Source organism: Bacillus sp. RHFS10, assembly GCF_016757475.1.
Classification (GTDB): domain Bacteria; phylum Bacillota; class Bacilli; order Bacillales; family Bacillaceae; genus Bacillus; species Bacillus subtilis_G.
Genome location: NZ_JAESPO010000002.1, coordinates 1 through 26145, shown reverse-complemented (window position 1 = coordinate 26145; position 26145 = coordinate 1). Strand labels below are relative to the sequence as shown.

Annotated in this window: 24 protein-coding genes and 1 rRNA gene; 10 read left to right on the top strand and 15 right to left on the bottom strand. The window is 42.5% G+C overall.

Features of this window, described 5'->3' with window-relative positions; genetic code table 11:
* Positions 1–5 precede the first annotated feature (5 nt).
* The 5 genes from rpsF to JMN17_RS06750 all read right to left on the bottom strand — a co-directional run bounded on the left by rpsF (position 6) and on the right by JMN17_RS06750 (position 5004).
* Complete coding sequence (gene rpsF / locus JMN17_RS06770) at positions 6–293, bottom strand: 30S ribosomal protein S6 (protein ID WP_014115888.1); 288 nt, start codon at positions 291–293, stop codon at positions 6–8.
* Between the two features lie 110 nt (positions 294–403).
* On the bottom strand, positions 404–1504 hold the full coding sequence (gene ychF, locus JMN17_RS06765; protein WP_087993755.1) for a redox-regulated ATPase YchF: 1101 nt from the start codon (positions 1502–1504) through the stop codon (positions 404–406).
* A gap of 126 nt (positions 1505–1630) precedes the next feature.
* Positions 1631–3634 (bottom strand): molybdopterin-dependent oxidoreductase, encoded by a 2004-nt coding sequence (locus JMN17_RS06760; RefSeq protein WP_202327742.1) that lies wholly within the window; start codon positions 3632–3634, stop codon positions 1631–1633.
* A gap of 50 nt (positions 3635–3684) precedes the next feature.
* Positions 3685–3891, bottom strand: coding sequence for a DUF951 domain-containing protein (locus JMN17_RS06755; RefSeq protein WP_087993753.1), 207 nt, complete (start codon positions 3889–3891; stop codon positions 3685–3687).
* A gap of 93 nt (positions 3892–3984) precedes the next feature.
* Positions 3985–5004: a YkvI family membrane protein gene (locus tag JMN17_RS06750; RefSeq protein WP_202327741.1), complete on the bottom strand. Its 1020-nt coding sequence runs from the start codon at positions 5002–5004 to the stop codon at positions 3985–3987.
* Positions 5005–5503: 499 nt separating this feature from the next.
* Between JMN17_RS06750 and yyaC the strand changes: the two genes are divergently transcribed.
* Positions 5504–6121, top strand: coding sequence for a spore protease YyaC (gene yyaC, locus JMN17_RS06745; protein WP_087993751.1), 618 nt, complete (start codon positions 5504–5506; stop codon positions 6119–6121).
* Between the two features lie 42 nt (positions 6122–6163).
* Here yyaC and spo0J read toward each other — a convergent pair whose 3' ends face one another.
* Together spo0J and soj are read right to left on the bottom strand one after the other, a co-directional pair.
* Positions 6164–7012 carry a stage 0 sporulation protein Spo0J gene (gene spo0J / locus JMN17_RS06740; protein ID WP_087993750.1) on the bottom strand — a complete coding sequence of 283 codons (849 nt, stop codon included), beginning with the start codon at positions 7010–7012 and terminating at the stop codon, positions 6164–6166.
* Entirely contained in the window at positions 7005–7766 is a 762-nt protein-coding gene (gene soj / locus JMN17_RS06735) for a sporulation initiation inhibitor protein Soj (RefSeq protein WP_003219244.1), read from the bottom strand. Before soj ends, spo0J begins: the two co-directional genes overlap by 8 nt.
* A gap of 244 nt (positions 7767–8010) precedes the next feature.
* Here soj and JMN17_RS06730 point away from each other — a divergent pair, with 244 nt between their 5' ends.
* Positions 8011–8451: a PH domain-containing protein gene (locus JMN17_RS06730; protein WP_087993767.1), complete on the top strand. Its 441-nt coding sequence runs from the start codon at positions 8011–8013 to the stop codon at positions 8449–8451.
* Positions 8452–8500: 49 nt separating this feature from the next.
* Here JMN17_RS06730 and noc read toward each other — a convergent pair whose 3' ends face one another.
* The 8 genes from noc to rpmH form a co-directional block, all read right to left on the bottom strand.
* Positions 8501–9352, bottom strand: a complete 852-nt coding sequence (gene noc / locus JMN17_RS06725) for a nucleoid occlusion protein (protein WP_003236638.1) — start codon at positions 9350–9352, stop codon at positions 8501–8503.
* Between the two features lie 127 nt (positions 9353–9479).
* On the bottom strand, positions 9480–10193 hold the full coding sequence (gene rsmG, locus JMN17_RS06720) for a 16S rRNA (guanine(527)-N(7))-methyltransferase RsmG (protein WP_202327740.1): 714 nt from the start codon (positions 10191–10193) through the stop codon (positions 9480–9482).
* Between the two features lie 13 nt (positions 10194–10206).
* Complete coding sequence (gene mnmG / locus JMN17_RS06715; protein ID WP_087993747.1) at positions 10207–12093, bottom strand: tRNA uridine-5-carboxymethylaminomethyl(34) synthesis enzyme MnmG; 1887 nt, start codon at positions 12091–12093, stop codon at positions 10207–10209.
* 19 nt (positions 12094–12112) lie between these two features.
* Positions 12113–13492: a tRNA uridine-5-carboxymethylaminomethyl(34) synthesis GTPase MnmE gene (mnmE, locus tag JMN17_RS06710; RefSeq protein ID WP_087993746.1), complete on the bottom strand. Its 1380-nt coding sequence runs from the start codon at positions 13490–13492 to the stop codon at positions 12113–12115.
* 312 nt (positions 13493–13804) lie between these two features.
* On the bottom strand, positions 13805–14431 hold the full coding sequence (gene jag, locus JMN17_RS06705; protein ID WP_202327739.1) for an RNA-binding cell elongation regulator Jag/EloR: 627 nt from the start codon (positions 14429–14431) through the stop codon (positions 13805–13807).
* Positions 14428–15213, bottom strand: a complete 786-nt coding sequence (gene spoIIIJ / locus JMN17_RS06700; RefSeq protein ID WP_087993744.1) for a YidC family membrane integrase SpoIIIJ — start codon at positions 15211–15213, stop codon at positions 14428–14430. Before spoIIIJ ends, jag begins: the two co-directional genes overlap by 4 nt.
* Positions 15214–15356: 143 nt before the next feature.
* Positions 15357–15707, bottom strand: coding sequence for a ribonuclease P protein component (rnpA, locus tag JMN17_RS06695; RefSeq protein ID WP_003242628.1), 351 nt, complete (start codon positions 15705–15707; stop codon positions 15357–15359).
* A gap of 152 nt (positions 15708–15859) precedes the next feature.
* Positions 15860–15994: a 50S ribosomal protein L34 gene (gene rpmH, locus JMN17_RS06690; RefSeq protein WP_003178075.1), complete on the bottom strand. Its 135-nt coding sequence runs from the start codon at positions 15992–15994 to the stop codon at positions 15860–15862.
* Between the two features lie 621 nt (positions 15995–16615).
* Here rpmH and dnaA point away from each other — a divergent pair.
* From dnaA to JMN17_RS06650, 8 genes are all read left to right on the top strand, one after another.
* A complete protein-coding gene (gene dnaA, locus JMN17_RS06685; RefSeq protein ID WP_039074864.1) occupies positions 16616–17956 on the top strand; it encodes a chromosomal replication initiator protein DnaA in 1341 nt (446 codons plus the stop codon).
* Between the two features lie 191 nt (positions 17957–18147).
* Positions 18148–19284, top strand: a complete 1137-nt coding sequence (gene dnaN / locus JMN17_RS06680) for a DNA polymerase III subunit beta (RefSeq protein WP_202327738.1) — start codon at positions 18148–18150, stop codon at positions 19282–19284.
* Between the two features lie 130 nt (positions 19285–19414).
* On the top strand, positions 19415–19630 hold the full coding sequence (gene rlbA / locus JMN17_RS06675; RefSeq protein ID WP_003219264.1) for a ribosome maturation protein RlbA: 216 nt from the start codon (positions 19415–19417) through the stop codon (positions 19628–19630).
* A 15-nt stretch (positions 19631–19645) separates the two neighbouring features.
* The gene (gene recF, locus JMN17_RS06670) at positions 19646–20758 is read left to right on the top strand and encodes a DNA replication/repair protein RecF (protein ID WP_202327737.1); all 1113 of its coding nucleotides are present in this window, start codon (positions 19646–19648) and stop codon (positions 20756–20758) included.
* A gap of 17 nt (positions 20759–20775) precedes the next feature.
* On the top strand, positions 20776–21021 hold the full coding sequence (remB, locus tag JMN17_RS06665) for an extracellular matrix regulator RemB (protein ID WP_003219266.1): 246 nt from the start codon (positions 20776–20778) through the stop codon (positions 21019–21021).
* A gap of 54 nt (positions 21022–21075) precedes the next feature.
* Entirely contained in the window at positions 21076–22992 is a 1917-nt protein-coding gene (gene gyrB / locus JMN17_RS06660; RefSeq protein WP_148963437.1) for a DNA topoisomerase (ATP-hydrolyzing) subunit B, read from the top strand.
* Positions 22993–23202: 210 nt separating this feature from the next.
* Complete coding sequence (gyrA, locus tag JMN17_RS06655) at positions 23203–25668, top strand: DNA topoisomerase (ATP-hydrolyzing) subunit A (protein ID WP_087993740.1); 2466 nt, start codon at positions 23203–23205, stop codon at positions 25666–25668.
* 345 nt (positions 25669–26013) lie between these two features.
* Positions 26014–26145 (top strand): 16S ribosomal RNA (locus tag JMN17_RS06650); the annotation flags it as partial.

The following is a 26145-nucleotide window of genomic DNA, read 5'->3' as shown; positions in this document are numbered from 1 at the left end:
ATTGCTTATTCTTCTTCTTTAACAACAATGTGGCGAATGATATCGTCACTGATCTTAGCTAGACGGTCAAATTCTTGAACTGCCGCAGCATCAGCTTGAACGTTTAAGATTTGGTAGAAACCGTCGCGGAAATCGTTGATTTCGTAAGCAAGACGACGTTTACCCCAATCCTTTGTTCCAGTGATCTCCGCACCGTTAGAAGTCAGAACGTTGTTGAAACGCTCGATAACTGCTTTTTTAGACTCATCGTCAATGTTTGGGCGGATAATGTACATAACTTCGTACTTTCTCATCTGTTTGCACCTCCTTTTGGACTAAGCGGCCCATAATGGGCAAGGAGCAATAATTCTATTACTCACAATTTTATATTATACCAAAGCTCTTGTCCCTTTACAACTGCATCCTATACATTAAATCGGAAATGAATAACATCCCCGTCTTGGACCACATATTCTTTCCCTTCGAGACGGACTTTTCCTGCTTCTTTGGCTCCTGCCATGCCGCCGCCCGCAAGAAGATCCTCATAAGCAACAGTTTCAGCACGAATGAAGCCTCGCTCAAAGTCACTATGAATAACGCCTGCACACTCAGGGGCTTTCATGCCTCTTTTGAATGTCCAAGCTCTGACTTCCTGTTCCCCGGCTGTGAAATATGTTGCAAGGCCAAGCAGAGAGTATGACGCCTTAATCAGCTGATCAAGACCTGATTCTTCAATGCCAAGCTCTTCAAGGAACATTTGCTTTTCTTCGCCTTCAAGCTCAGCGATTTCAGATTCAATTTTCGCACAGACAACGATAACTTCCGCGTTTTCGCCGGCAGCGTACTCACGAATCTTCGCTACATTTTCATTGCCAGACGGGTCAGCCACTTCTTCTTCACTCACGTTCGCCACATACAAGATAGGCTTCGAAGTCAATAAATGAAGCTGCTTTGCAAGCTTTTGCTGCTCTTCAGTAAACTCAACAGAACGAGCGGGTTTTTCATTCTCAAACGCTTCTTTCAGTTTAGACAGAATCTCAAACTCGAATACAGCGTCTTTATCTTTTTGCTTTGCAAGTTTGCTGACGCGTGTAATCCGCTTTTCAACCGTTTCCATGTCAGCAAGGATCAGCTCAAGGTTGATTGTTTCAATATCATCAATCGGATCAACTTTTCCGGAAACGTGTGTAATGTTGTCATCAGAAAAAGCACGGACAACGTGGCAAATCGCGTCAACCTGCCGAATATGAGAAAGAAATTTGTTACCGAGTCCTTCTCCTTTAGACGCGCCTTTTACGATCCCTGCAATATCAGTGAATTCAAAAGCAGTCGGCACAGTCTTCTTCGGTTTGACCAGCTCAGTCAGCTTTTGCAGACGATCATCCGGTACTTCTACAATTCCCACATTCGGATCAATCGTACAGAACGGGTAGTTGGCTGATTCGGCACCGGCCTGTGTAATTGCGTTAAATAATGTTGATTTCCCAACGTTCGGCAAACCGACAATTCCAGCTGTTAAAGCCATTCTTTCATCTCCTCTATATAAAACCGTCATTGTATAAACGTATTTTGAACCTAGAGCAATTATAAGGAGGTTCACTGGAAAAGACAAGCTGACAAAAAAGCATTTTCAGCCTGTTAATCCCTTTGATTATGCTTTTTTCAAACCTACTAAACAGTCAAAAAGCGTACTTCCCATTCCATTATCGGAATTTGTATCGTTTGTCAGTGTATTGACTGAGCCTCCAAAAGCCGCCCACATGCCCTCATCTATATTAACCGTCTTTGGATGAGCCTGCTTCATCACCTTCACCTTGCCCTTCAAGCGCCCGCGGTCATTAAAGATACTGACCTCGTCTCCGTCCTGAAGATTCTGCTCCACCGCTATATCTGGAGAAATATCAACTTGAATATGCTGAAGCTTTTCAATAAACGGCACATGCTGAGAGTGATTAGAGCGTTGCGGATGAATAGACAAAAGCGTGTAGGGATACTTTTCGGCTAACTCTTCATTATGGAAAACAGATTCTTCGGGTACGTTTAATTGAAGCAAACCGCTAAATCCTTTTTCCTCAGCTAACGACGAAGTAAATTCAAATTTTCCGCTCGGCGTCAAAAACTGATAATCCTCCCACGGAACCTGCTTGACCGGAAGAGGGAGGTGGCCTTTTTCTTTCAATCGCTTAAGCGTCACATTCTCTGCTTCCAATGAAGAAAGCCCCATCTCTAAAAATTCTTCAGTGCTGTAGTCAAACAGCTCGCCAAATCCAAGGCGTTTTGCAAGCTCTGACCAAATCCAGCTGTCCGACTTTGCTTCTCCCTGCGGTTCCACAAGCTTCTTCCCGTACTGAACGTAATGATGATACATGCTGGAGTAGTAGATATCCTCTTCTTCAAAAACAGTGGCAGTCGGCAGCACATAGTCACACAGCTTTGCCGTATCCGTCATGATCGAATCAATCGCCACCGTCATCGGCACGTTTTCAAATGCTTGTCTTACTTTATTGGTATTTGGCACCTGAGTCAGCGGATTTCCGCACGTCACAATGATCATCTCAATAGCTGGATCAGCAGACGTCAACACCTCTTCAGCCTGCGTCATCATGGAAAACGAACGTGATGCTGTTTTTAATTCCGGCAGGGTCAGCTTCGTTTTTGCAAAGCTCTCACCGATCTGGACGTTCCCGAAATTCGCGCCGCCGCCTTTAATTCCGACATTTCCGCTTGCCGCAACGAGTGCATCAATCCAGCGAATCGTTTCGCCGCCGTTTTTATATCGCTGCATGCCGAGCCCCATAAAGGTAGACACCGGGCCATCAGCATACAAACCAGCCAAATACTCCAGCTCCTCCATAGAAGTTTCTGTTTTGATAATAAACTCCTCTAAAGAAACAGTGTCCAAAAGCTCTTTCACATCATTAAAACCGACAGAGTGCTCAAAAATAAACGTCTCGTCCGTTCTTCCTGTCTCAATCAGAACCTTCAAAATGCCTGCCGCAAGCCAGCCGTCCATTCCCGGTTTGACAGAGATATACCGGTCTGCAAGCTTGGCAGTCGGGTTGAAGATCGGGTCAATCACCGTAATCGTGGCGCCCTTTTTCTTCACCTGCTGCAAGTGATGGTATAAGTGCATATTTGTTCTGGATACATTTCTCCCCCACACAACAACATGTTTGCTGTTGTAAATATCAAGCGGGCCGTGCCCATACGAACGGCCGAAATCCCAGCTTTGCGCCTCGATACCTGAGCCCCAACATATGCTGCCGACGATTTCAGTCACGCCGCCATATCCATTAAAAAAACGCTGATCTAGCGCTTTTAACAAACCGTTATTCGCATAATCATGGCTGTGCAAAACAGCAGTTGTCTCCGACGTTTCCTTGATCTCCCGGAGTTTATCGGCAATTTCATCAAGCGCCTGCTCCCAAGAAATCCGCACAAACTCGCCATTTTGTTTTTTCATCGGATAGCGAAGCCGATCAGGCGAATTTGTTTTTGTCTCAAGCATTCTGCCGCGGCCGCAGATTTTGCCTTCCGTAATCGGATGATTCGAATCTCCGTCCACTTTTGTTACCTTTCCCTCATCAACAGTCACCAAAAAGCCGCAGCTGTCCCAGCAATTCAGCGGACAAGCTGACTGATGCACTTTGCTCATCGCCGTCTTCTCCTTACCTTCTATATGAAAAAGCATGAGTGCAGGCCTTTTTATGAAGTAGGCTCCTCATGCTTGACTAGTACTTTTTTTAGTTTTCTTTCAAATTCTCTTCTAGGAATCATTACACTGTGAGAGCATCCCTCACACTTAATTCGAATATCCATTCCCATGCGTATAATTTTCCAGCTGTTCACTCCGCATGGATGCGGTTTTTTCATTTCTACGACATCATTCAGGCCAAAGTCTTTATCCGCCAAGACCCTTCACCTCTTTTCATAAACTGCTGTATCTATTGTACAAAAAAATTGATCATAAGAGCAATCAAGATATCCGAAAAGAAATACATCCTTTTATTTCCATTTACTCAAAATAGGATATAACAGCAGACAAACTAACAAGTACAAATTCAGCAACCCGTATATCGGATACAAGAACGCGATCAAATCAGAAAATCCGAAAGAAGTAAAAGGCACCATCAACGCTAACAGAATCAACACAATCATCCATCTCGGCATATGAACAAACGCCTTCAGCCGGCTGGACAGCCCCAGCAAACCAGCTACCGTCGTCGTATAAATCGCCAGACACAGAACCGCCGTCATACATAAAAAAAGGAGATAAGGCGCACCCTCCAAAACGGCAAACAACGGTATTTCAAACTGAGAAAGGGAGCCCGCCAGCTCCACTAACGTTTCATTATAAATAAATGAGATCACACCAAAAATAAGACCGCTTGCCACACTGGCGATTTTCGCTTCTCCGAGTCCTTTCATTTCTTTCCCGACGGAAGATAAAATCGCAACCACTGAAAGGATGTTCAAAGAGGTAAACGTAATGCTCGCAGGCCAGTTATACTGCCGGGTCAAATCAATCGTCCACGTGTGGTGGTGAGTGTTCTGAAAGGAGATCAACGCGTACAGCAGACCCGCAACTAAAACAGGTATTAAAACACCATTTACTGATAATATCCCTTTCACATCCCAGAAAAACAAACACACAGTCACGATACAAATCAGCGCAATTCCCCACCAGAAAGGAAGCTTGTACATTTGCAGGGTCACACCGCCTCCGGCAATCATCACCATAGTCGTCGAAAACAAATAAAAAACAATGAGGACATCATAAATTTTCGCCAGCCATGGTCCCATCAGATGCTCCAGAACCGGCAGAAAATGAGTGGATTGAACCTTAAAACTAATTTTCATCACAATATAAGACGAGAACATGAACATGATTGTAAACAGCACAATAGCAAGTCCGCTTTCCGCCCCAAAAAACTGCCAAATCTCCTGACCGCTCGCATATCCGGCCCCGATCAGGCTCCCTAATATGAGCAGCATCCACTTCATCCCGGCTCTCCACAACCTCATCACCTCATAGCACAGAGTTCAGCTTGTTCCCGCTATTGTTACTATATAAATAACAGACAGCAAACATGCCATATTTTCATAGACATTGGCCGCAAGGTGAAATTATCATACGAAATACACATAAAAACTGCCAATGCAGACAGTCCGAGATCCTCATTCTTCACTTTTTCTAACTATGCCGCCGATTGAAGAACGGATGAAAATCACTTCTGATACCGAAATCTTTGACTTCGCCGTCATTAAAACACAATCAGTATAGACATCTATTCTCAATTGTTTTGTAAGCAGACCCTAGCTTGATCATGATCGAGGCATTGGAGCACAACACTTGTAATCAACCTACTAACCACTCATATTACGCCCTCTATTGATAAAAAATATCCGGCTCCATACACGAAGCATAAAAGACCCTGCTGCTGGATATACTGTAAACAACCTTACATATCTAAACACACACCACAGCTATTTTGCTACCTACTATAACAAGGAAGTGAAACCTATGAATCGAAAAGGCGGGCTTTTTTCCTCTCAGGAACGAGTAAAGCATTATGTTTCACATACGGATGCAGCTGCAGCAAAACAAATCCAAACCATCCTTTCTTCATCCTTACGTAAAGCTGCCGGCAGACCGATTATCGTGGTTTGTATCGGAACAGACCGTTCAACCGGTGATTCATTAGGCCCGCTCGTAGGAATGAAACTCAAACAGATGCATCTCACTAGATTTCATGTCTATGGCACTTTATCTGATCCCGTTCATGCTGTAAATATGAAGGATAAAATCAATGACATTCAAAAAATACATAAAAACCCGTTTATTATAGCGGTCGATGCATGCTTAGGACGCGTTAAAAGTGTGGGATCGTTTCAAATCGGAGACGGACCATTAAAGCCGGGAGCTGGTGTGCAAAAAGACCTTCCTGAAGTGGGAGATCTTCATATTAACGGAATTGTGAATGTGAGTGGTTTTATGGAATACTTTGTTTTACAAAATACAAGGCTGCACTTGGTCATGAATATGGCAAGTGTTCTTGCTGAAGGATTGAGTTTAACAGATCGGACAGAGTGGAGGCAGGAACGCCTTAGCCCGCTTCAAAGGATCACTGGGCGAATATAAAACAAAAAACCATCTTCGTTTGAAAGATGGTTTCTGTAATATTTATGAATCTCGTTCAGACAAAAGCTCTAAAATCCGGTCAAGATCTTCATTAGAGAAAAATTCAATTTCGATTTTGCCTTTTTTCTTTTGTCGTTTAATATTAACCGTTGTTCCAAAATAATTTTGGAGGTAAGATTCTCGTTCTTTTATAACCGCGTCTTTCACAGGTTCTTTTTTCTTTGTTTCACGTGAAACATTCTGATTTAACTGCTGAATCAGCTGTTCAAGCTGGCGAACATTGAGGTGTTCCGCAATCACTTTTTGTACAAGCGGTTCAAGCTTATTTTTATTTTTCAGGCCAAGAAGCGTGCGTCCATGTCCCATTGAAAGCGTACCTTCGGCAATAAGCTGCTGAATGTTTTCTGGCAGGGTCAGCAATCTTAAATGATTCGCAATATGCGGTCTGCTTTTCCCAAGACGTTTGGCAAGCTGTTCTTGCGTGAGGTCTAAGTGTTTCAGCAAAGAGTCATAGGCCTGAGCCTCTTCAAGCGGCGATAAATCTTCACGCTGAAGGTTTTCCAATAAAGCAATTTCTCTCATTAATGCCTCTGATAATTCACGGACAATCGCCGGAACCGTGTCTAAACCCGCCAGCTTTGCCGCTCGAAAACGCCGTTCGCCCGCAACAATATCATAGCCTTTTAAAGATTTTCTGACGATAAGCGGCTGTAGAATGCCATGCTGCAGCACAGATTCTTTTAGTTCAGCTAATGCCTCGTCATCAAAGTGTTTTCTTGGCTGATAAGGATTAGGGCGTAAATCAGCAACTTTAATTTCTTCAACTGTCTCATCAGACAAATCGACCTGATTAAACAACGCATTAATCCCTTTTCCAAGGCCTTTAGCCATTCGCAGCCACTTCCTTTGCTAAATCTAAATATACTTCTGCGCCTCTTGACCGCGGATCGTATAAAATGATGGGTTTTCCGTGACTCGGTGCCTCACTCAGACGGACATTACGCGGAATAACCGTCTTATATACTTTATCTCTAAAATATTTTTTAACTTCTTCAATCACTTGAATGCCGAGATTTGTCCGGGCATCAAGCATTGTCAGCAATACACCTTCAATCATTAAATCGGTATTCAAATGCTTTTGCACAAGACGTACAGTATTTAATAACTGGCTGAGCCCCTCCAAAGCGTAATATTCGCACTGTACAGGAATCACAACGGAATCTGAGGCAGTAAGCGCGTTAATCGTCAGCAGCCCCAATGACGGCGGACAATCAATAATAATATAATCATAATTCTGCTTTACTGCTTCAAGCGCCCTCTTCAGTCTCACTTCTCTTGAAATCGTCGGAACCAGCTCTATTTCAGCTCCTGCAAGCTGAATCGTCGCAGGAATCACGTCCAAGTTCTCTACTGTCGTTGCTTTAATTATATCTATTACATCTGCATCATCTACTAAAATATCGTACACACACTGCTCTACATCGGCTTTTTCAATCCCTAATCCGCTTGTCGCATTTCCCTGCGGATCAATATCTACCAGCAGAACCCTTTTCCCTATGTAAGCTAAGCATGCCCCAAGGTTGACAGACGTCGTTGTTTTGCCGACTCCGCCTTTTTGGTTCGTAATTGCTATGATTTTTCCCACGATGTCACCTACTTTCACATGAACATGTACTATCTTATTTCTATTCTATCAAAAAAAGATTAAAGCGTTTCATTTTTTTCATCATTTTGTTCCGATTCAGAAGGGAAATAATTGAAAATTTAAAGAACAGCTAATACTATCTCTTATAAATTCTGCGATTTCTATGTTTTTTTGACTTAAAAAAGGGATTTCTCAAAGAAAAAAAGAAGAAGTTACCGTGCAGAATGTACAGGACGGTGAGAATATGGTTTACAAAACAAAGAGAGATGTACCCGTTACGCTGATGATTGTTTTTCTCATATTACTGATACAAGCAGATGCCATTGTTCCTTTTGTGCTGGGAAATATGAGGGTTTCAGGCTGGATCATTTTTACTCTGCTGACGCTTTTAAATGTGCTCATCATTTGGAGCTTTATTGATCTGAAATATGTATTAAGGGAGCATCATTTGATCATTAAAGCCGGACTGATTAAACATCAAATTCCTTACGAAAAAATCGACAAAGTGGTTGAGAAAAAGAAGCTGTGGTCAGGTTTTCGTCTAATCGGGTCTCGTCATACCATCACGATATATTATCTGGGCGGCTGGGGGCACGCAGTGATTTCTCCGCAAGATACTGAAGAATTTATCCACATGCTCAAAGAAAAGAATTCTAATATAACAACGTTAACTAAAAGTAATTAATTCCCTTTTACAATAAAAATAAAAGCTCTCCTGCTTTTCAGGAGAGCTTTTATTTTGGTATGCGAATCGTTAATTGAATATATTCTTCAAATTCTTCTTCTTCTGTATTCAATTTTACACCGCTGTCTTCAACCATTGATAGTGACTGTCGAATCGTGTTCATTGCAATTCTTGTATCTCTGCTGAACGCTTTGCGTCTCGGCTTCGGTTTTCTCTGGCCTTGCTCCAGCATTTTCACCACTCGGTCTTCCGTCTGCTTTACATTTAAACTTTTCTCAATAATCTCTGTGAGCAGTGTGACTTGGAGCTCAGGCTGTTTCAGCGGAATCAGTGCTCTGGCATGCCGCTCAGTGATTTTCTTCTCCATAATCGCGTCTTGGACCGGCTGAGGCAGCTTTAATAACCGCAGCTTGTTCGCAATTGTTGACTGCCCTTTTCCTAAACGCTGCGCGAGAGCTTCCTGTGTTAAATCATGAAGCTCAAGAAGCCTAGCATAGGCATGCGCTTCCTCAATAGAAGACAGTTCTTCCCGCTGCAAGTTTTCAATTAACGCTACAGAAGCGGTTTCCGTATCCGAAAAATCCTTAATAATAGCCGGAATCTTTTCCCACTCGAGCGATTGAACCGCTCTCCAGCGTCTTTCACCTGCAATGAGTTCGTATTGGCCTTCTTCTTCTGTATGCCTGACAACAATCGGCTGAATAATGCCGTGTGTATGAATGGTCATTGCTAACTCTTTGATTTTTTCATCTGAGAAAATGGTGCGTGGCTGAAAACGGTTGGGAACGATAGCATTTACCGGTATTTCCAGAATCTCTTCTTTGTTTGTCTCTTGTTCAGCAATCTCCGGTTCCTGTTCCTTCTCACCAAGCCCGAAGAAACGAGAGAATGAATGCTTCATGTACCTACACCACCTTTAAAAACTGCCATTTTTATAATTCTATTTTCTCATGGTTTTTCCTGCTGTACATCCACCAATTTTGATGAAAATATGATGGTATTGTCACATCAGGCTGTCTAAATTACCCTTAAATTGGCGATCTATTAGGAGTTCCCGGTTTTCTTGGATACTTCTTAGGTGTATTTTTTGTCTTTCGTATCACCATAATATTACGATCGCTTTCTTCAATAGGCAGCTTAAAGGAATGGATATTCTCAAGTTCTCCTCCAAGCGTCGTGATCGCTTTTTTGCCAGCATTCAGTTCTTCTTCAGCTGATGCGGCTTTTAAAGCAACAAATAAACCGTTTTTCTTCACCAGAGGCAGGCAAAGTTCGCTCAAAACAGATAGTCTTGCAACTGCTCGCGCCGTCACAATATCATAGCTTTCCCGTACGTCTTTCCGCTGTCCGAATGTTTCAGCTCTGTCATGGCAGAATGTCGTATTCTCCAATTGCAAAGCTTCAGACAACTTTTCTAAAAACGTAATCCGTTTGTTTAGTGAATCCACGATTGTAACATGGAGGTGCGGAAAGCATATTTTAATCGGAAGACTCGGAAAACCCGCTCCCGCTCCGACATCACAAATCGTGTTCATCTGATTGAAGTCGACATAAAAAGCGGCTGTAATGGAATCATAAAAATGCTTAAGATACACTTCTTTTTTCTCTGTAATTGAAGTCAGATTGATTTTTTCGTTCCATTCAACCAGCATGTCATAATACAGCTCAAATTGCTCCAGCTGACGGGGAGAAAGGGAGATCCCTTTTTCCGCCAAACCAGAAGTGAATTCTTCAATATTCATGCCGTCATCCTTTCTATTCGGCTATCTTCGCAATGCGTCCCTGCTCTAAATACACCAATAGAATTGAAATGTCCGCCGGGTTTACACCGGAAATGCGGGAAGCTTGGGCAACAGACAAAGGACGCACATTTTTTAGTTTTTGACGCGCCTCAGTTGCGATCCCTTTGATTGCGTCATAATCAATTCGATCCGGAATTTTTTTGTTTTCCATCTTCTTCAGTTTTTCCACTTGCTGAAGGGATTTTTCAATATATCCTTCATATTTCACTTGGATTTCTACTTGTTCTGCCACGTCTTGCGGAACCGGCACTTCTGGCGGCGCCAGTTTAGTGACTGTTTCATAGTTCATTTCAGGACGTTTCATCAAGTCTGTGCCGCGAACGCCATCTTTCAATTCGCTTCCGCCAAGAGAACGGATATATTCTTGATTTTCCGGAGATGGCTTGATAATCACAGAGTGAAGACGTTTTTTCTCCGCTTCGATCGCCGCTTTTTTCTTCCCAAAAGCTGCATATCGCTCATCAGAAATCAATCCAATGCGGTGTCCGATTTCTGTCAGACGCAAATCAGCATTGTCATGGCGAAGAAGCAATCTGTATTCTGCACGTGATGTCAAAAGACGGTATGGTTCATTGGTTCCTTTTGTCACAAGGTCATCAATCAGAACCCCAATGTAGGCATCAGAACGGCTTAAAATCACTTCTTCTTCTCCAAGCGCTTTTCGTCCTGCATTGATTCCCGCCATAATTCCTTGTCCCGCAGCTTCTTCATAACCGGATGTTCCGTTAATTTGGCCTGCCGTGTAAAGGTTTGTGATTTTTTTCGTTTCAAGTGTCGGCCACAGCTGTGTTGGTACGATCGCATCGTACTCGATCGCATAGCCGGCTCTCATCATTTGCACGTTTTCAAGACCCGGAATCGTTGCAAGCATTCTTTGCTGTACATCTTCTGGAAGACTTGTAGATAAACCTTGGACATAGACTTCCTGCGTATTTCTGCCTTCCGGCTCAAGGAAGATTTGGTGACGCGGTTTATCATTAAAACGGACAACTTTATCTTCAATGGACGGGCAGTATCTAGGACCCGTCCCTTTGATCATACCCGAATACATCGGTGAACGGTGCAGGTTGCCGTCAATAATCTCATGTGTCTCAGGGCTTGTATATGTCAGCCAGCAAGGAAGCTGATCTGTAATATATTCCACTGTTTCATATGAGAAAGCGCGAGGCACATCGTCACCAGGCTGAATTTCCGTTTTGCTGTAATCAATCGTATCGCTTTTGACGCGAGGCGGCGTACCTGTTTTAAAACGAACAAGGTCAAAGCCCAGTTCCTCCAAATGCTCAGAAAGCTTGATAGAAGGCTGCTGGTTATTCGGACCGCTTGAGTAAGACAGATCTCCAAGAATGATTCGTCCTCTTAAATATGTCCCTGTCGTCATGACAACTGCTTTCGCACGATAATGCGCGCCTGTTTGTGTAATGACACCGCGGCATTCGCCGTCTTCAACGATCAGCCGCTCCACAATTCCTTGCAGCATTGTTAAGTTTGGTTCTTTTTCAAGTGTATTTTTCATTTCGTGCTGATATTGGAATTTGTCTGCTTGTGCACGCAATGCGCGGACGGCAGGACCTTTTCCAGTATTCAGCATTCTCATTTGAATATGCGTTTTATCGATGTTTTTGCCCATTTCTCCGCCGAGCGCGTCAATTTCGCGGACGACAATCCCTTTTGCGGGGCCGCCGACAGACGGATTACATGGCATAAATGCAACCATATCTAGGTTGATGGTCAAGACAAGTGTTTTGGCGCCTTGGCGTGCTGATGCGAGGGCAGCCTCAACACCGGCATGCCCGGCGCCAATCACAATCACATCGTATTGGCCTGCTTCATACCCCATGATTCGGTTCCTCCTTTTATTATTTTCCTAAACAGAATTGTGAAAAGAGCTGATCAATCAAGCTTTCGTGGACAGCATCTCCGATGATTTCGCCCAACAGCTCCCAGCATCTTGTAAGGTCAATTTGCACCATGTCGATCGGGACATCCTGTTCGATGCCGCTAAGCGCATCTTCAATGGCACTTTTTGCTTGCTGTAAAATAGAGATATGGCGTGTATTGCTGACATACGTCAGATCTCCGCTTTCAATGGCACCCGTGTAGAAAAGCGATTGAATCGCTTCTTCTAAATCATTGATGCCTTCCTCTTTTAATAGGGATGTCGTAACAACAGGACGTCCTTTGGCAAGCTCACGGACACGCTCAATGTCAATCTTAGCCTCAAGGTCAGTCTTATTCATAATCACGATAACGTCCATGCCCTCAACCGCTTCAAAAAGCTTTACGTCTTCTTCAGAAAGCTCTTCACTATAATTAAGCACAAGTAAAATCAGGTCCGCTTCCTTTAGAACCTGGCGAGAACGTTCAACACCGATTCGTTCAACAATATCCTCTGTTTCACGAATACCTGCAGTATCAACCAGACGAAGCGGAACGCCCCTTACATTAACGTATTCCTCTATCACATCCCGAGTCGTTCCGGGAATATCGGTTACAATGGCTTTCGCCTCATGAACGAGGCTGTTCAGAAGAGATGATTTCCCTACATTCGGCCGTCCGATAATGACAGTAGAAAGACCTTCACGCAAGATTTTTCCCTGCTCAGAAGTCCTCAGCAGCGCCTCAATTTCTTTTTTCACGGCGGTTGCCTTTTCAACCAAAAGCTGATGTGTCATTTCCTCAACATCATCATACTCCGGATAATCGATATTCACCTCAACATGAGCCAGTGTTTCTAAAATCTCACTGCGCAAACGGCGCACCAAAGCAGAAAGACGCCCTTCCATTTGATTCATAGCGACATTCATTGCCCGATCCGTTTTTGCTCTGATTAAGTCCATAACCGCTTCAGCCTGTGAAAGATCGATTCGGCCGTTTAAAAACGCGCGTTTCGTAAATTCACCCGGCTCTGCCAGTCTCGCTCCCTCTCTCAATGCGAGCTGAAGCACTTGGTTTACAGTCACAATTCCCCCGTGACAGTTAATTTCGATGACGTCTTCACGTGTAAAAGTTCTCGGCGCTTTTAACACTGATACCATTACTTCCTCAACGACACGATCCGAAGGTCTGTCTACGATATGACCATAATGAATCGTATGTGATTCAACCGAGCTGAGTGTTTTCTCCTTCGGCCCTTTATACATTTTATCAGCGATTTGAATTGCTTCTGGTCCGCTCAACCGTACAATCGCAATCGCGCCTTCTCCCATCGGAGTGGAAATTGCCGCAATTGTATCCATGCTGTTCACCTCTCTTTACTTATACTTTCATCTATATAAAAAAATTTTATTATGCCAAAACTAAAAGATAACATAGTTTGGTTCGAAGTGGAAGATGTGTTATCCACAGAATTAGGGATTCACCCTCTATTACTTTAACTTATCCACATGTGAATAACAATTAATTTTATTTCCTGAACTTCCTTTTTATCAACAGGATACACCTAAAAAGAAAAAACTTAAACGGCAAAAGCTTGATATTACTAGGAAAAATAGCTTTTTACCATACAAAAAAAAACCGAAATCCGCTTTTTACCGGACTTCGGTTTTATGCTATTTTTTATGGGAAATAACGAGATGGCGATTTTCGCCTTCACCCATTGAATACGTTTTGATCTGGTGATTTGCATATCCAGAAAGAGTATCATGGATGACTTTTCTTTCACTGGACGGCATAGGTTCAAGATGAACTGCTTTTTTCGTTTTCAACACCTGATCTGCAAGCCTGGTGGCCAGCTGACTCAGAGTTTCTTTTCTTTTCAAGCGATAGTTTTCAGCATCCACCGTCACATGTTTAAATGGGCCTGAATAACGATTAATAACAAGCTGTGTCAAAGTTTCAAGGGCATTTAAGGTTTGTCCTCTTTTCCCAATCAACAGTGCCGCTTTTTCACCTGTTATATGGAAACTCACTGTCTTTTTGTTTTCTTGAACAGTCACATCAGACTTCCCGGCAATGGCTTCGGCAATTGTTTTTAGATAAGACTTCGCTTGCTGAATCGGGTCAATCTTTTCAACAAGCTTTACGACCGCCGGCTTTTTACCGAAAATACCAAGAAACCCTTTGTTTCCCTCATCAATAACGGTCATTTCCACCTTATCCATTGTTAATTCCAGCTCTTGCAACCCAGACTGTACTGCTTCATCGACATTTCGCCCTGCAGCAGTCACATTCCTCACTTTTTCTTTCCTCCGGCTTTTTGCGGTTCAGGATCTTTTTTAATATCAGGTCCTTTGATAAGGAAAGTTTGCGCAATCATAAACAAGTTACCGACTACCCAATAAAGAGAAAGAGCCGCCGGGAAATTGATTGCAAATACGATAATCATGATCGGCATAATCCAAAGCATCATCGCCATTTGCGGATTTTGCTGCGCATTCCCCGCCATCATCAACTTTTGCTGAACAAATGTAGCGACCCCGGCAACGATAGGAAGAATATAGTAAGGATCTTTTTCTCCTAAGTCAAACCATAGGAAACTATGCTCTGATATCGCCTGTGTTCTCATGATCGCATGATAGAATCCAATTAAAATCGGCATCTGGATTAAAATCGGGAAACATCCCGCCAACGGATTGACACCGTTCTTTTGGAATAAAGCCATTGTTTCCTGCTGAAGCTTTTGCTGCGTTTTTTGATCCTTTGAACTGTATTTTTCTTTAAGCTTTTGCATTTCCGGCTGTAAAGCCTGCATCGCTTTCGAACTTCTCAGCTGCTTAATCATCAGCGGCAAAATTAATAAACGAATCAAAATGGTAACAAGAATAATTGAAAGCCCATAGTTATCTCCCGTCACTTTCGCTACATACGTAATGAGCTCAGACAATGGATATACTACGTACTTGTCCCAAAAATGCGGACTATCTGCAGTGATCGGCTCTTGCACACTCGAGCATCCAGCCAAAAGCATGAATACGCCAACCATACTTAATAGCAACCCTATTCTCCTTTTCAAGAACATTTCCTCCTATAATCAATCTTTACGCTCTTTTATTGCAAAGCATACTTGTATGTATTTTAGCATCTTTCAGTTTTAAATGGTGTCTTTTTCTGATAACCAGAAAGGAAGCGCTTTTAAAAGTTGTAAGAAAGCAGTGGCAATGCCTACTTTGACGAAGATTTCTTATATAAAGAAGACTTCCTGAATAGATGCTGCAGACTTTTTTTTGTTTCCTCATATGTCAGCTGGCTCGCCGGTTTTCTGGCAATAATGATGTAATCCTTTTCCTTCAGTCTCTCTTTCTCTTCAAGAAAGGCCTGCCGAATCAAACGTTTGATCCGATTTCGCATCACAGCGTTGCCAATTTTTTTGCTGACGGAAAGCCCGACACGCAGCTCATCGTTTTCAGGCTGATCAAGCGTATATAAGACAAATTGGCGGTTCGCTACTGATGTCCCATGCTTAAACACTTTTTGAAAATCTTCATTTTTCTTTAAACGATTTCGCTTCTTCAAATGACTCACTCCGATACTGGCTGGCAGAAACTTTTAAAATTTATGATGAAAAATGAGATGCGTCAGAACCAGGAAGCAACCCCCGGTTCATTCCGCATCACATCTATCTTTTCCCATAACGTGAAAAAAGACCACTGACATTATTCAGTGGCCTAAGCTGATAATACTTTTCTGCCTTTACGGCGACGGCGTGCTAAAACTAGACGACCGTTTTTTGAACTCATACGGCTTCTGAAGCCATGAACTTTACTGCGTTTACGGTTATTCGGTTGGAATGTTCTTTTCATTTATGACACCTCCCTCGAGGAATAGCTGTTAAAGACAGTCTTACTTATTATATTTGCGTTACCTGTTCATTGTCAACTTCACTAGTGCTTTTGTTTCTCGCAACCATAATAGGATAACATACCTTTTCAACTTTCGAAACCTTATTTTTAAGATTCCTTAAATTAACGAAAAAAGACAACCTAACAATTTGCCCTAAAATCACGAATGTGGATATCTTTTACGCCTTTTTTAATATCCACAGAGGTTATCGACAACATTTTCACATTACCAACGTCTGTGGACAAATTTTTTTCAACAGGCTGTCCGCTTTGTGGATAAGATTGTGAGACCCATTGCAAGCTCTCGTTTATTTTGGTATTATATTTGTGTTTTAACTCTTAATTACTAATCTCACCTTCCCTTTTTATCCACAAAGTGTGGATAAGTTGTGGATTGATTTCACACAGCTTGTGTAGAACCTTGTCCACAAGTTGTGAAATTTGTCGAAAAGCTATTTATCTACTATATTATATGTTTTCAACATTTAATGTGTACGAATGGCAAGCGCCATTTGCTCTTTTTTTGTGTTCTATAACAGAGAAAGACGCTATTTTCTATGAAAAGGAGGGACGTGCCGGAAGATGGAAAATATATTAGATCTGTGGAATCAAGCCCTTGCTCAAATCGAAAAAAAGTTGAGCAAACCGAGCTTTGAAACTTGGATGAAATCAACCAAAGCCCACTCACTGCAGGGAGATACATTGACAATCACCGCTCCTAATGAATTTGCCAGAGACTGGCTCGAGTCCAGATACTTGCATCTTATTGCAGATACTATATATGAATTAACCGGGGAAGAATTGAGCATTAAGTTTGTCATTCCTCAAAATCAAGATGTTGAAGACTTTATGCCGAAACCGCAAGTCAAAAAAGCGGTCAAAGAAGAAACATCTGATTTTCCCCAAAATATGCTCAATCCAAAATATACTTTTGATACTTTTGTCATCGGATCTGGAAACCGATTTGCACACGCTGCTTCTCTCGCAGTAGCGGAAGCACCCGCGAAAGCATACAACCCTTTATTTATCTATGGGGGCGTTGGCTTAGGGAAAACACACTTAATGCATGCGATCGGCCATTATGTAATAGATCATAATCCTTCTGCCAAAGTGGTTTATCTGTCTTCTGAGAAATTTACAAACGAATTCATCAACTCTATCCGAGATAATAAAGCCGTCGATTTCCGCAATCGCTATCGAAATGTCGATGTGCTTTTGATAGATGATATTCAATTTTTAGCGGGAAAAGAACAGACCCAGGAAGAATTTTTCCATACATTTAACACATTGCACGAAGAAAGCAAACAAATCGTCATTTCAAGTGACAGACCGCCAAAAGAAATTCCGACACTTGAAGACAGATTACGTTCTCGTTTTGAATGGGGCCTGATTACGGATATCACGCCGCCTGATTTGGAGACGAGAATTGCGATTTTAAGAAAAAAAGCCAAAGCAGAAGGCCTCGATATTCCGAATGAGGTTATGCTTTACATCGCAAATCAAATCGACAGCAATATTCGGGAACTTGAAGGAGCATTAATCAGAGTTGTTGCTTACTCATCTTTAATTAATAAAGATATTAATGCTGATCTGGCCGCTGAGGCGCTGAAAGATATTATTCCTTCTTCAAAACCGAAAGTCATTACGATAAAAGAAATTCAGAGGGTAGTAGGCCAGCAATTTAATATTAAACTCGAGGATTTCAAAGCAAAAAAACGGACAAAATCAGTTGCTTTCCCGCGCCAAATTGCCATGTACTTATCAAGGGAAATGACTGATTCCTCTCTTCCTAAAATCGGGGAAGAATTTGGAGGCCGTGACCATACGACCGTTATTCATGCGCATGAAAAAATTTCAAAACTGCTGACAGATGATGAACAGCTTCAGCAGCATGTAAAAGAAATTAAAGAACAGCTTAAATAGCAGGACCGGGGATTAATCGGGGAAAGTGTGAATAACTTTTCATTAGTCATGCACAGTCTGTCCACATGTGGATAGGCTGTGTTTCCTGTCTTTTTCACAACTTATCCACAAATCCACAAGCCCTACTATTACTGCTACTATTTTTTTAAAAAAATATATATATAAATACATTATCCGTTAGGAGGATAAAAATGAAATTCACGATTCAAAAAGATCGTCTTGTTGAAAGTGTCCAAGATGTATTAAAAGCCGTTTCATCCAGAACTACAATTCCCATCTTGACTGGTATTAAAATCGTTGCATCAGATGATGGAGTATCCTTTACGGGAAGCGATTCAGATATTTCTATCGAATCCTTTATTCCAAAAGAAGAAGGAGATAAAGAAATTGTCACGATAGAACAGCCTGGAAGCATCGTCTTACAAGCCCGCTTCTTTAGTGAAATTGTCAAAAAACTGCCGATGGCAATGGTGGAAATCGAAGTGCAAAATCAGTATTTGACAATTATCCGTTCTGGCAAAGCAGAATTTAATCTAAACGGGCTTGACGCTGATGAATATCCGCACTTGCCGCAGATCGAAGAGCATCATGCGATTCAGATCCCAACTGATTTGTTGAAAAATCTGATCAGACAAACAGTGTTCGCGGTGTCCACCTCAGAAACACGCCCTATCTTGACAGGTGTAAACTGGAACGTGGAAAAAAGTGAATTATTATGCACTGCGACGGATAGCCACCGTCTGGCATTAAGAAAAGCGAAACTTGATATTCCAGAAGACAGATCTTACAACGTCGTTATCCCGGGAAAAAGCTTAACCGAACTCAGTAAGATTTTGGATGATAATCAGGAACTTGTAGATATCGTGATCACAGAAACTCAAGTTCTGTTTAAAGCGAAAAACGTCTTGTTCTTCTCGCGGCTTCTGGACGGAAATTATCCGGACACAACCAGCCTGATTCCGCAGGAAAGCAAAACAGAAATCATTGTGAACACGAAAGAATTCCTTCAGGCGATTGATCGTGCATCCCTTCTAGCCAGAGAGGGGCGCAACAACGTAGTGAAACTTTCTGCAAAACCTGCTGAATCCATTGAGATTTCTTCTAACTCACCTGAAATCGGTAAAGTTGTGGAAGCGATTCTTGCAGATCAAATTGATGGTGAGGAATTAAATATCTCATTTAGTCCAAAATATATGTTGGATGCACTAAAGGTGCTTGAAGGAGCAGAGATACGCGTAAGCTTTACAGGTGCAATGAGGCCTTTCTTAATTCGCACGCCGAATGATGAAACGATTGTACAGCTTATCCTTCCTGTCAGAACCTATTAATCCGATACAAGCTGCCGACCCGTTCGGCAGCTTTTCTATTCGGTATCTGCTCCGACAAGTTTTCCCTTTCCCTAATTCGTTTTTTTTTAGTACAATTAGATATTAGTGATATTTGAAAGAGGTCGATATAATGGCAAATCCGATTTCAATTGATACAGAGATGATTACACTTGGACAATTCTTGAAATTAGCCGATGTCATTCAGTCAGGCGGTATGGCGAAGTGGTTTTTGAGCGAGCATGAAGTGCTGGTGAACAACGAACCGGACAACCGCCGAGGCAGAAAGCTGTATGTTGGAGATGTGGTAGAGATTGAAGGATTTGGTTCTTTTCAAGTCGTCAATTAAAGCGGGTGATACTGATTGTATATCCAGAACTTAGAACTGACATCTTACCGCAACTACGACCATGCTGAACTCCAATTTGAAAACAAAGTAAATGTCATCATCGGAGAAAACGCCCAGGGGAAAACAAACCTCATGGAGGCGATCTATGTCTTGTCCATGGCGAAATCGCACCGGACATCAAATGACAAAGAACTTATACGGTGGGACAAAGACTATGCTAAAATAGAGGGAAGAGTGATGAAGCAAAACGGAGCGATCCCGATGCAGCTCGTCATCTCCAAAAAGGGTAAAAAGGGCAAGGTCAACCATATTGAACAGCAAAAGCTCAGCCAGTATGTCGGGGCCCTCAACACCATCATGTTCGCGCCGGAAGATTTAAATCTGGTAAAGGGGAGCCCTCAAGTGAGAAGGCGGTTTCTTGACATGGAAATTGGACAGGTTTCTCCTGTCTACCTGCATGATCTTTCTCTTTACCAGAAAATCCTTTCCCAGCGAAATCATTTTTTGAAGCAGCTGCAAACAAGAAAACAAACTGACAGAACGATGCTCGATGTTTTGACCGATCAGCTTGTAGAAGTTGCGTCAAAAGTCGTTGTAAAACGCCTGCAGTTTACAGCGCAGCTTGAAAAATGGGCGCAGCCTATTCATACGGGCATATCAAGAGGGCTTGAGGAGCTGACCCTGAAGTACAGTACGGCTCTTGAGGTATCAGATCCTAAAGACTTGTCGAAAATAGGAGATAGCTATCAAGAAGCGTTTTCTAAATTAAGAGAAAAAGAAATTGAGCGCGGTGTTACGCTGTCAGGTCCTCATCGTGACGATGTTCTTTTCTATGTGAACGGACGCGATGTGCAGACGTATGGTTCACAAGGACAGCAGCGAACGACGGCATTGTCCCTTAAACTTGCGGAGATTGACCTGATCCATGAGGAAATCGGAGAATATCCCATTTTACTATTGGATGATGTATTGAGTGAGCTGGATGATTATCGCCAGTCACACTTGCTTCATACGATCCAAGGCCGTGTACAAACGTTTGTCACAACGACAAGCGTTGATGGCATTGATCACGAAACCTTACGTCAAGCAGGAATGTTCCGTGTGCAAAACGGTGCGTTAGTGAAGTGAAGAAATGAGGTGGGCAATTGTATATTCATTTAGGTGATGACTTTGTGGTTTCAACACGAGATATTGTCGGCATTTTTGATTTTAAAGCCAACATGTCGCCTATTGTTGAAGAATTTCTGAAAAAACAGAAACACAAGGTGGTGCCTTCCGTAAACGGCACGCCAAAATCTATCGTAGTCACGGTTCAGAATATATATTACTCTCCCTTATCTTCCAGCACATTAAAAAAACGTGCGCAATTTATGTTTGAAATAGATTCTTAGAAGTTTTTTATCACGAATATATCGTTTAGAAAAGTGTAGGTGAATGACGTGGCTATGGAACAGCAGCAAAACAGTTATGATGAAAATCAGATACAGGTTCTGGAGGGATTGGAAGCTGTTCGTAAAAGACCGGGAATGTACATCGGTTCAACCAACAGCAAAGGCCTTCACCATCTGGTATGGGAAATTGTCGACAATAGTATTGACGAAGCCCTCGCCGGTTATTGTACGGATATCAATATCCAAATCGAAAAAGACAACAGCATCACGGTGGTAGATAACGGCCGCGGTATTCCAGTCGGTATTCATGAAAAAATGGGCCGGCCTGCGGTAGAGGTCATTATGACGGTGCTTCATGCCGGAGGGAAATTTGACGGAAGCGGCTATAAAGTATCCGGAGGATTGCACGGTGTAGGTGCGTCAGTTGTAAACGCGCTTTCAACCGAGCTTGTTGTGACGGTACACCGTGACGGAAAAATCCATCGTCAAACCTATAAACGCGGAGTTCCGGTTTCAGACCTTGAAATCATTGGCGAAACAGATCATTCAGGAACGACGACACATTTTGTCCCGGACCCTGAGATTTTCACAGAAACAACTGTGTATGATTATGATCTGCTTGCTAACCGTGTGCGCGAATTAGCCTTTTTGACAAAAGGCGTAAACATCACGATTGAAGATAAACGTGAAGGACAAGAGCGCAAAAATGAGTACCATTACGAAGGCGGAATTAAAAGTTATGTAGAGTATTTAAACCGTTCTAAAGAAGTTGTCCATGAAGAGCCGATTTACATTGAAGGCGAAAAGGACGGCATTACGGTTGAAGTGGCTTTGCAATATAATGACAGCTACACAAGCAACATTTACTCGTTTACAAATAACATTAACACGTATGAAGGCGGGACCCACGAAGCCGGCTTCAAAACGGGCCTGACTCGTGTAATCAATGATTACGCCAGAAAAAAAGGGCTCATTAAAGAAAATGATCCGAACTTAAGCGGTGACGACGTAAGAGAAGGGCTAACCGCGATTATTTCCATTAAACACCCTGATCCGCAGTTTGAAGGCCAAACGAAAACAAAACTAGGCAACTCAGAAGCGCGGACGATCACCGATACGTTATTTTCTGCGGCATTGGAAACATTTATGCTGGAAAATCCAGATGCGGCCAAAAAAATTGTCGACAAAGGTTTGATGGCAGCAAGAGCAAGAATGGCTGCGAAAAAAGCGCGTGAATTAACACGCCGCAAGAGTGCTTTGGAAATTTCAAACCTTCCCGGTAAGCTAGCGGATTGCTCATCAAAAGATCCGAGCATTTCCGAGTTATATATCGTAGAGGGTGACTCTGCCGGAGGATCAGCTAAACAAGGCCGCGATAGACATTTCCAAGCCATTTTGCCGCTTAGAGGTAAAATCTTAAACGTTGAAAAAGCAAGATTGGACAAAATCCTTTCCAACAACGAAGTTCGTTCTATGATCACAGCACTCGGAACAGGTATAGGGGAAGATTTCAACTTGGGGAAAGCCCGTTACCACAAAGTTGTCATTATGACTGATGCTGACGTTGATGGCGCGCACATCAGAACACTGCTGTTAACGTTCTTTTACAGATATATGCGCCAAATTATTGAAAATGGCTACGTGTATATTGCGCAGCCGCCGCTCTACAAGGTTCAACAGGGAAAACGTGTTGAATATGCATATAATGACAAAGAACTTGATGATCTGTTGAAAACTCTTCCTCAAACGCCTAAGCCTGGATTGCAGCGTTATAAAGGTCTCGGAGAAATGAATGCGACCCAGTTATGGGAGACAACCATGGATCCGAGCTCCAGAACACTTCTTCAGGTAACTCTTGAAGATGCAATGGATGCCGATGAGACATTTGAAATGCTAATGGGAGACAAAGTAGAACCGCGCCGAAACTTCATAGAAGCGAATGCGAGATACGTTAAAAATCTTGACATCTAATCATAAAAAGCCTTATTTCCAATAAGAAATAAGGCTTTTTTCTGAACGAGATCAGATGCAGTAATGCTTGCAATACCTATATATTCTAGCAATTTAATGTGTATAATCATAAGTTTATTGATATAATGGAGAATAGTGAAATCGTATTGAAGATCATAATGGACAATCTACTCCCACATATTTCATGTGATACTTCAGGGAGGTTTTTTAATGAGTGAACAAAACACACCACAAGTTCGTGAAATAAATATCAGTCAGGAAATGCGTACGTCCTTCTTGGATTATGCAATGAGCGTTATCGTGTCCCGTGCTCTTCCAGATGTCCGTGACGGTTTAAAACCGGTTCACAGACGGATTTTGTATGCAATGAACGATCTGGGCATGACAAGTGACAAGGCTTATAAAAAATCCGCGCGTATCGTCGGAGAAGTTATCGGGAAATACCACCCGCATGGTGATTCAGCGGTATATGAATCCATGGTCAGAATGGCGCAGGATTTCAACTATCGTTATATGCTCGTTGACGGTCACGGAAACTTCGGTTCTGTTGACGGGGACTCTGCGGCTGCCATGCGTTATACGGAAGCAAGAATGTCTAAAATCTCGATGGAAATTCTTCGAGACATCACAAAAGACACAATCGATTATCAGGACAACTATGACGGATCAGAAAGAGAACCTGTCGTTATGCCTTCAAGGTTCCCGAATCTGCTTGTAAACGGCGCTGCCGGAATTGCGGTAGGTATGGCAACAAACATTCCTCCGCACCAGTTGGGAGAAATCATTGACGGTGTGCTTGCTGTCAGTGAAAATCCTGAAATCGCAGTACAGGAGCTTATGGAGATTATTCCTGGTCCTGACTTCCCGACTGCGGGGCAAATTTTGGGCCGAAGCGGTATTCGTAAAGCATACGAATCAGGACGAGGCTCGATTACGATCCGGGCAAAAGCGGAGATCGAACAAACATCGTCAGGAAAAGAAAGAATTGTCGTAACAGAACTTCCATACCAAGTAAATAAAGCAAAACTAATCGAAAAAATCGCTGATCTTGTCAGAGATAAGAAGATAGAAGGTATTACCGATCTACGTGATGAATCTGACCGCACAGGTATGAGAATCGTCATTGAAATCAGAAGAGATGCCAACGCGCATGTCATTCTAAATAATCTATATAAGCAAACAGCTTTGCAAACTTCTTTTGGTATCAATCTGCTTGCGCTTGTTGACGGACAGCCAAAAGTTTTAAATTTAAAGCAATGCTTGGAGTATTACCTAGATCACCAAAAAGTCGTAATCAGACGCCGTACTGCTTATGAATTGCGTAAAGCGGAGGCAAGAGCACATATCTTGGAAGGATTGAGAATTGCTCTTGATCATCTTGATGCAGTTATTTCCCTTATCCGTAATTCTCAAACGGCTGAAATTGCGAGAACAGGATTAATTGAACAATTCTCGCTGACTGAAAAACAAGCCCAAGCTATTCTTGATATGAGACTGCAGCGTTTAACAGGATTGGAACGTGAAAAGATTGAAGAGGAGTACCGATCCCTTGTTAAATTAATTGCAGAGCTTAAAGAAATCTTGGCCAATGAAGAAAAAGTGCTTGAGATCATTCGTGAAGAACTCATAGAAATTAAAGAGCGTTTTAACGATGAAAGACGCACTGAGATCGTCACTGCCGGTCTTGAAACAATTGAAGATGAAGATCTCATCGAAAGAGAAAACATCGTTGTCACCCTGACACACAACGGATATATCAAACGTCTGCCTGCCTCAACCTACCGCAGTCAAAAGCGTGGCGGAAAAGGCGTTCAGGGCATGGGGACAAACGAAGATGATTTCGTTGAACATCTGATCTCTACATCAACGCATGACACGATTCTTTTCTTCTCGAACAAGGGGAAAGTGTATCGTGCAAAAGGATATGAAATCCCTGAATACGGCAGAACAGCAAAAGGAATCCCGATTATCAACCTGTTGGAAGTAGAAAAAGGTGAATGGATTAACGCGATTATTCCAGTCTCTGAATTCAACGCGGAACTTTACCTTTTCTTCACAACAAAGCACGGGGTTTCAAAACGAACTTCGCTTTCTCAGTTCGCTAATATCCGTAACAATGGCTTAATCGCTCTGAGTCTTCGTGAGGATGATGAATTGATGGGTGTACGTCTAACTGACGGCACAAAACAAATGGTCATCGGAACGAAAAATGGATTGCTGATTCGTTTCCCTGAAACGGATGTTCGGGAAATGGGGAGAACTGCGGCAGGCGTAAAAGGTATCACCCTGACTGATGATGACGTTGTTGTCGGAATGGAGATATTAGAGGAAGAATCACATGTCCTTATCGTAACTGAAAAAGGTTACGGAAAACGAACTCCGGCTGAAGAGTACAGAACCCAAAGCCGTGGCGGAAAAGGACTCAAAACAGCGAAAATCACCGAGAACAACGGCCAATTAGTAACAGTAAAAGCTACTAAAGGTGAAGAGGATCTAATGATTATTACAGCCAGCGGCGTACTCATTAGAATGGACATTGATGACATCTCAACCACCGGACGTGTCACTCAAGGTGTGCGCCTTATCAGAATGGCGGAAGAAGAGCATGTTGCTACAGTAGCATTAGTGGAGAAAAATGAAGAAGATGATCAAGAAGAAACACAAGAAGAAGTGTGAGAAAAAGCGCAGCTGAAAAAGCTGCGCTTTTTTTGTGCCATAACCCTTTACAGTCATAAGATTTATGGTATAATCATTTCTGTTGTCTTTTAAAAGACATAAACATGACTAGCAAAAACTTTTCTCGAAAAAGTATTGACCTAGTTAACTAAAAATGTTACTATTAAATAGTCGCTTCGAGAGAAGCGCGCAAAGTTCTTTGAAAACTAAACAAGACAAAACGTACCTGTTAATTCATTTTTTTATAAATCGCACAGTGATGTGCGTAGTCAGTCAAACTAGGCCTGCACGATGCAGGTCACACAGGTGTTGCCGCAGGATGCGGTGAACTTAACCTGTGATCCATTATCGGAGAGTTTGATCCTGGCTCAGGACGAACGCTGGCGGCGTGCCTAATACATGCAAGTCGAGCGGACAGATGGGAGCTTGCTCCCTGATGTTAGCGGCGGACGGGTGAGTAACACGTGGGTAACCTGC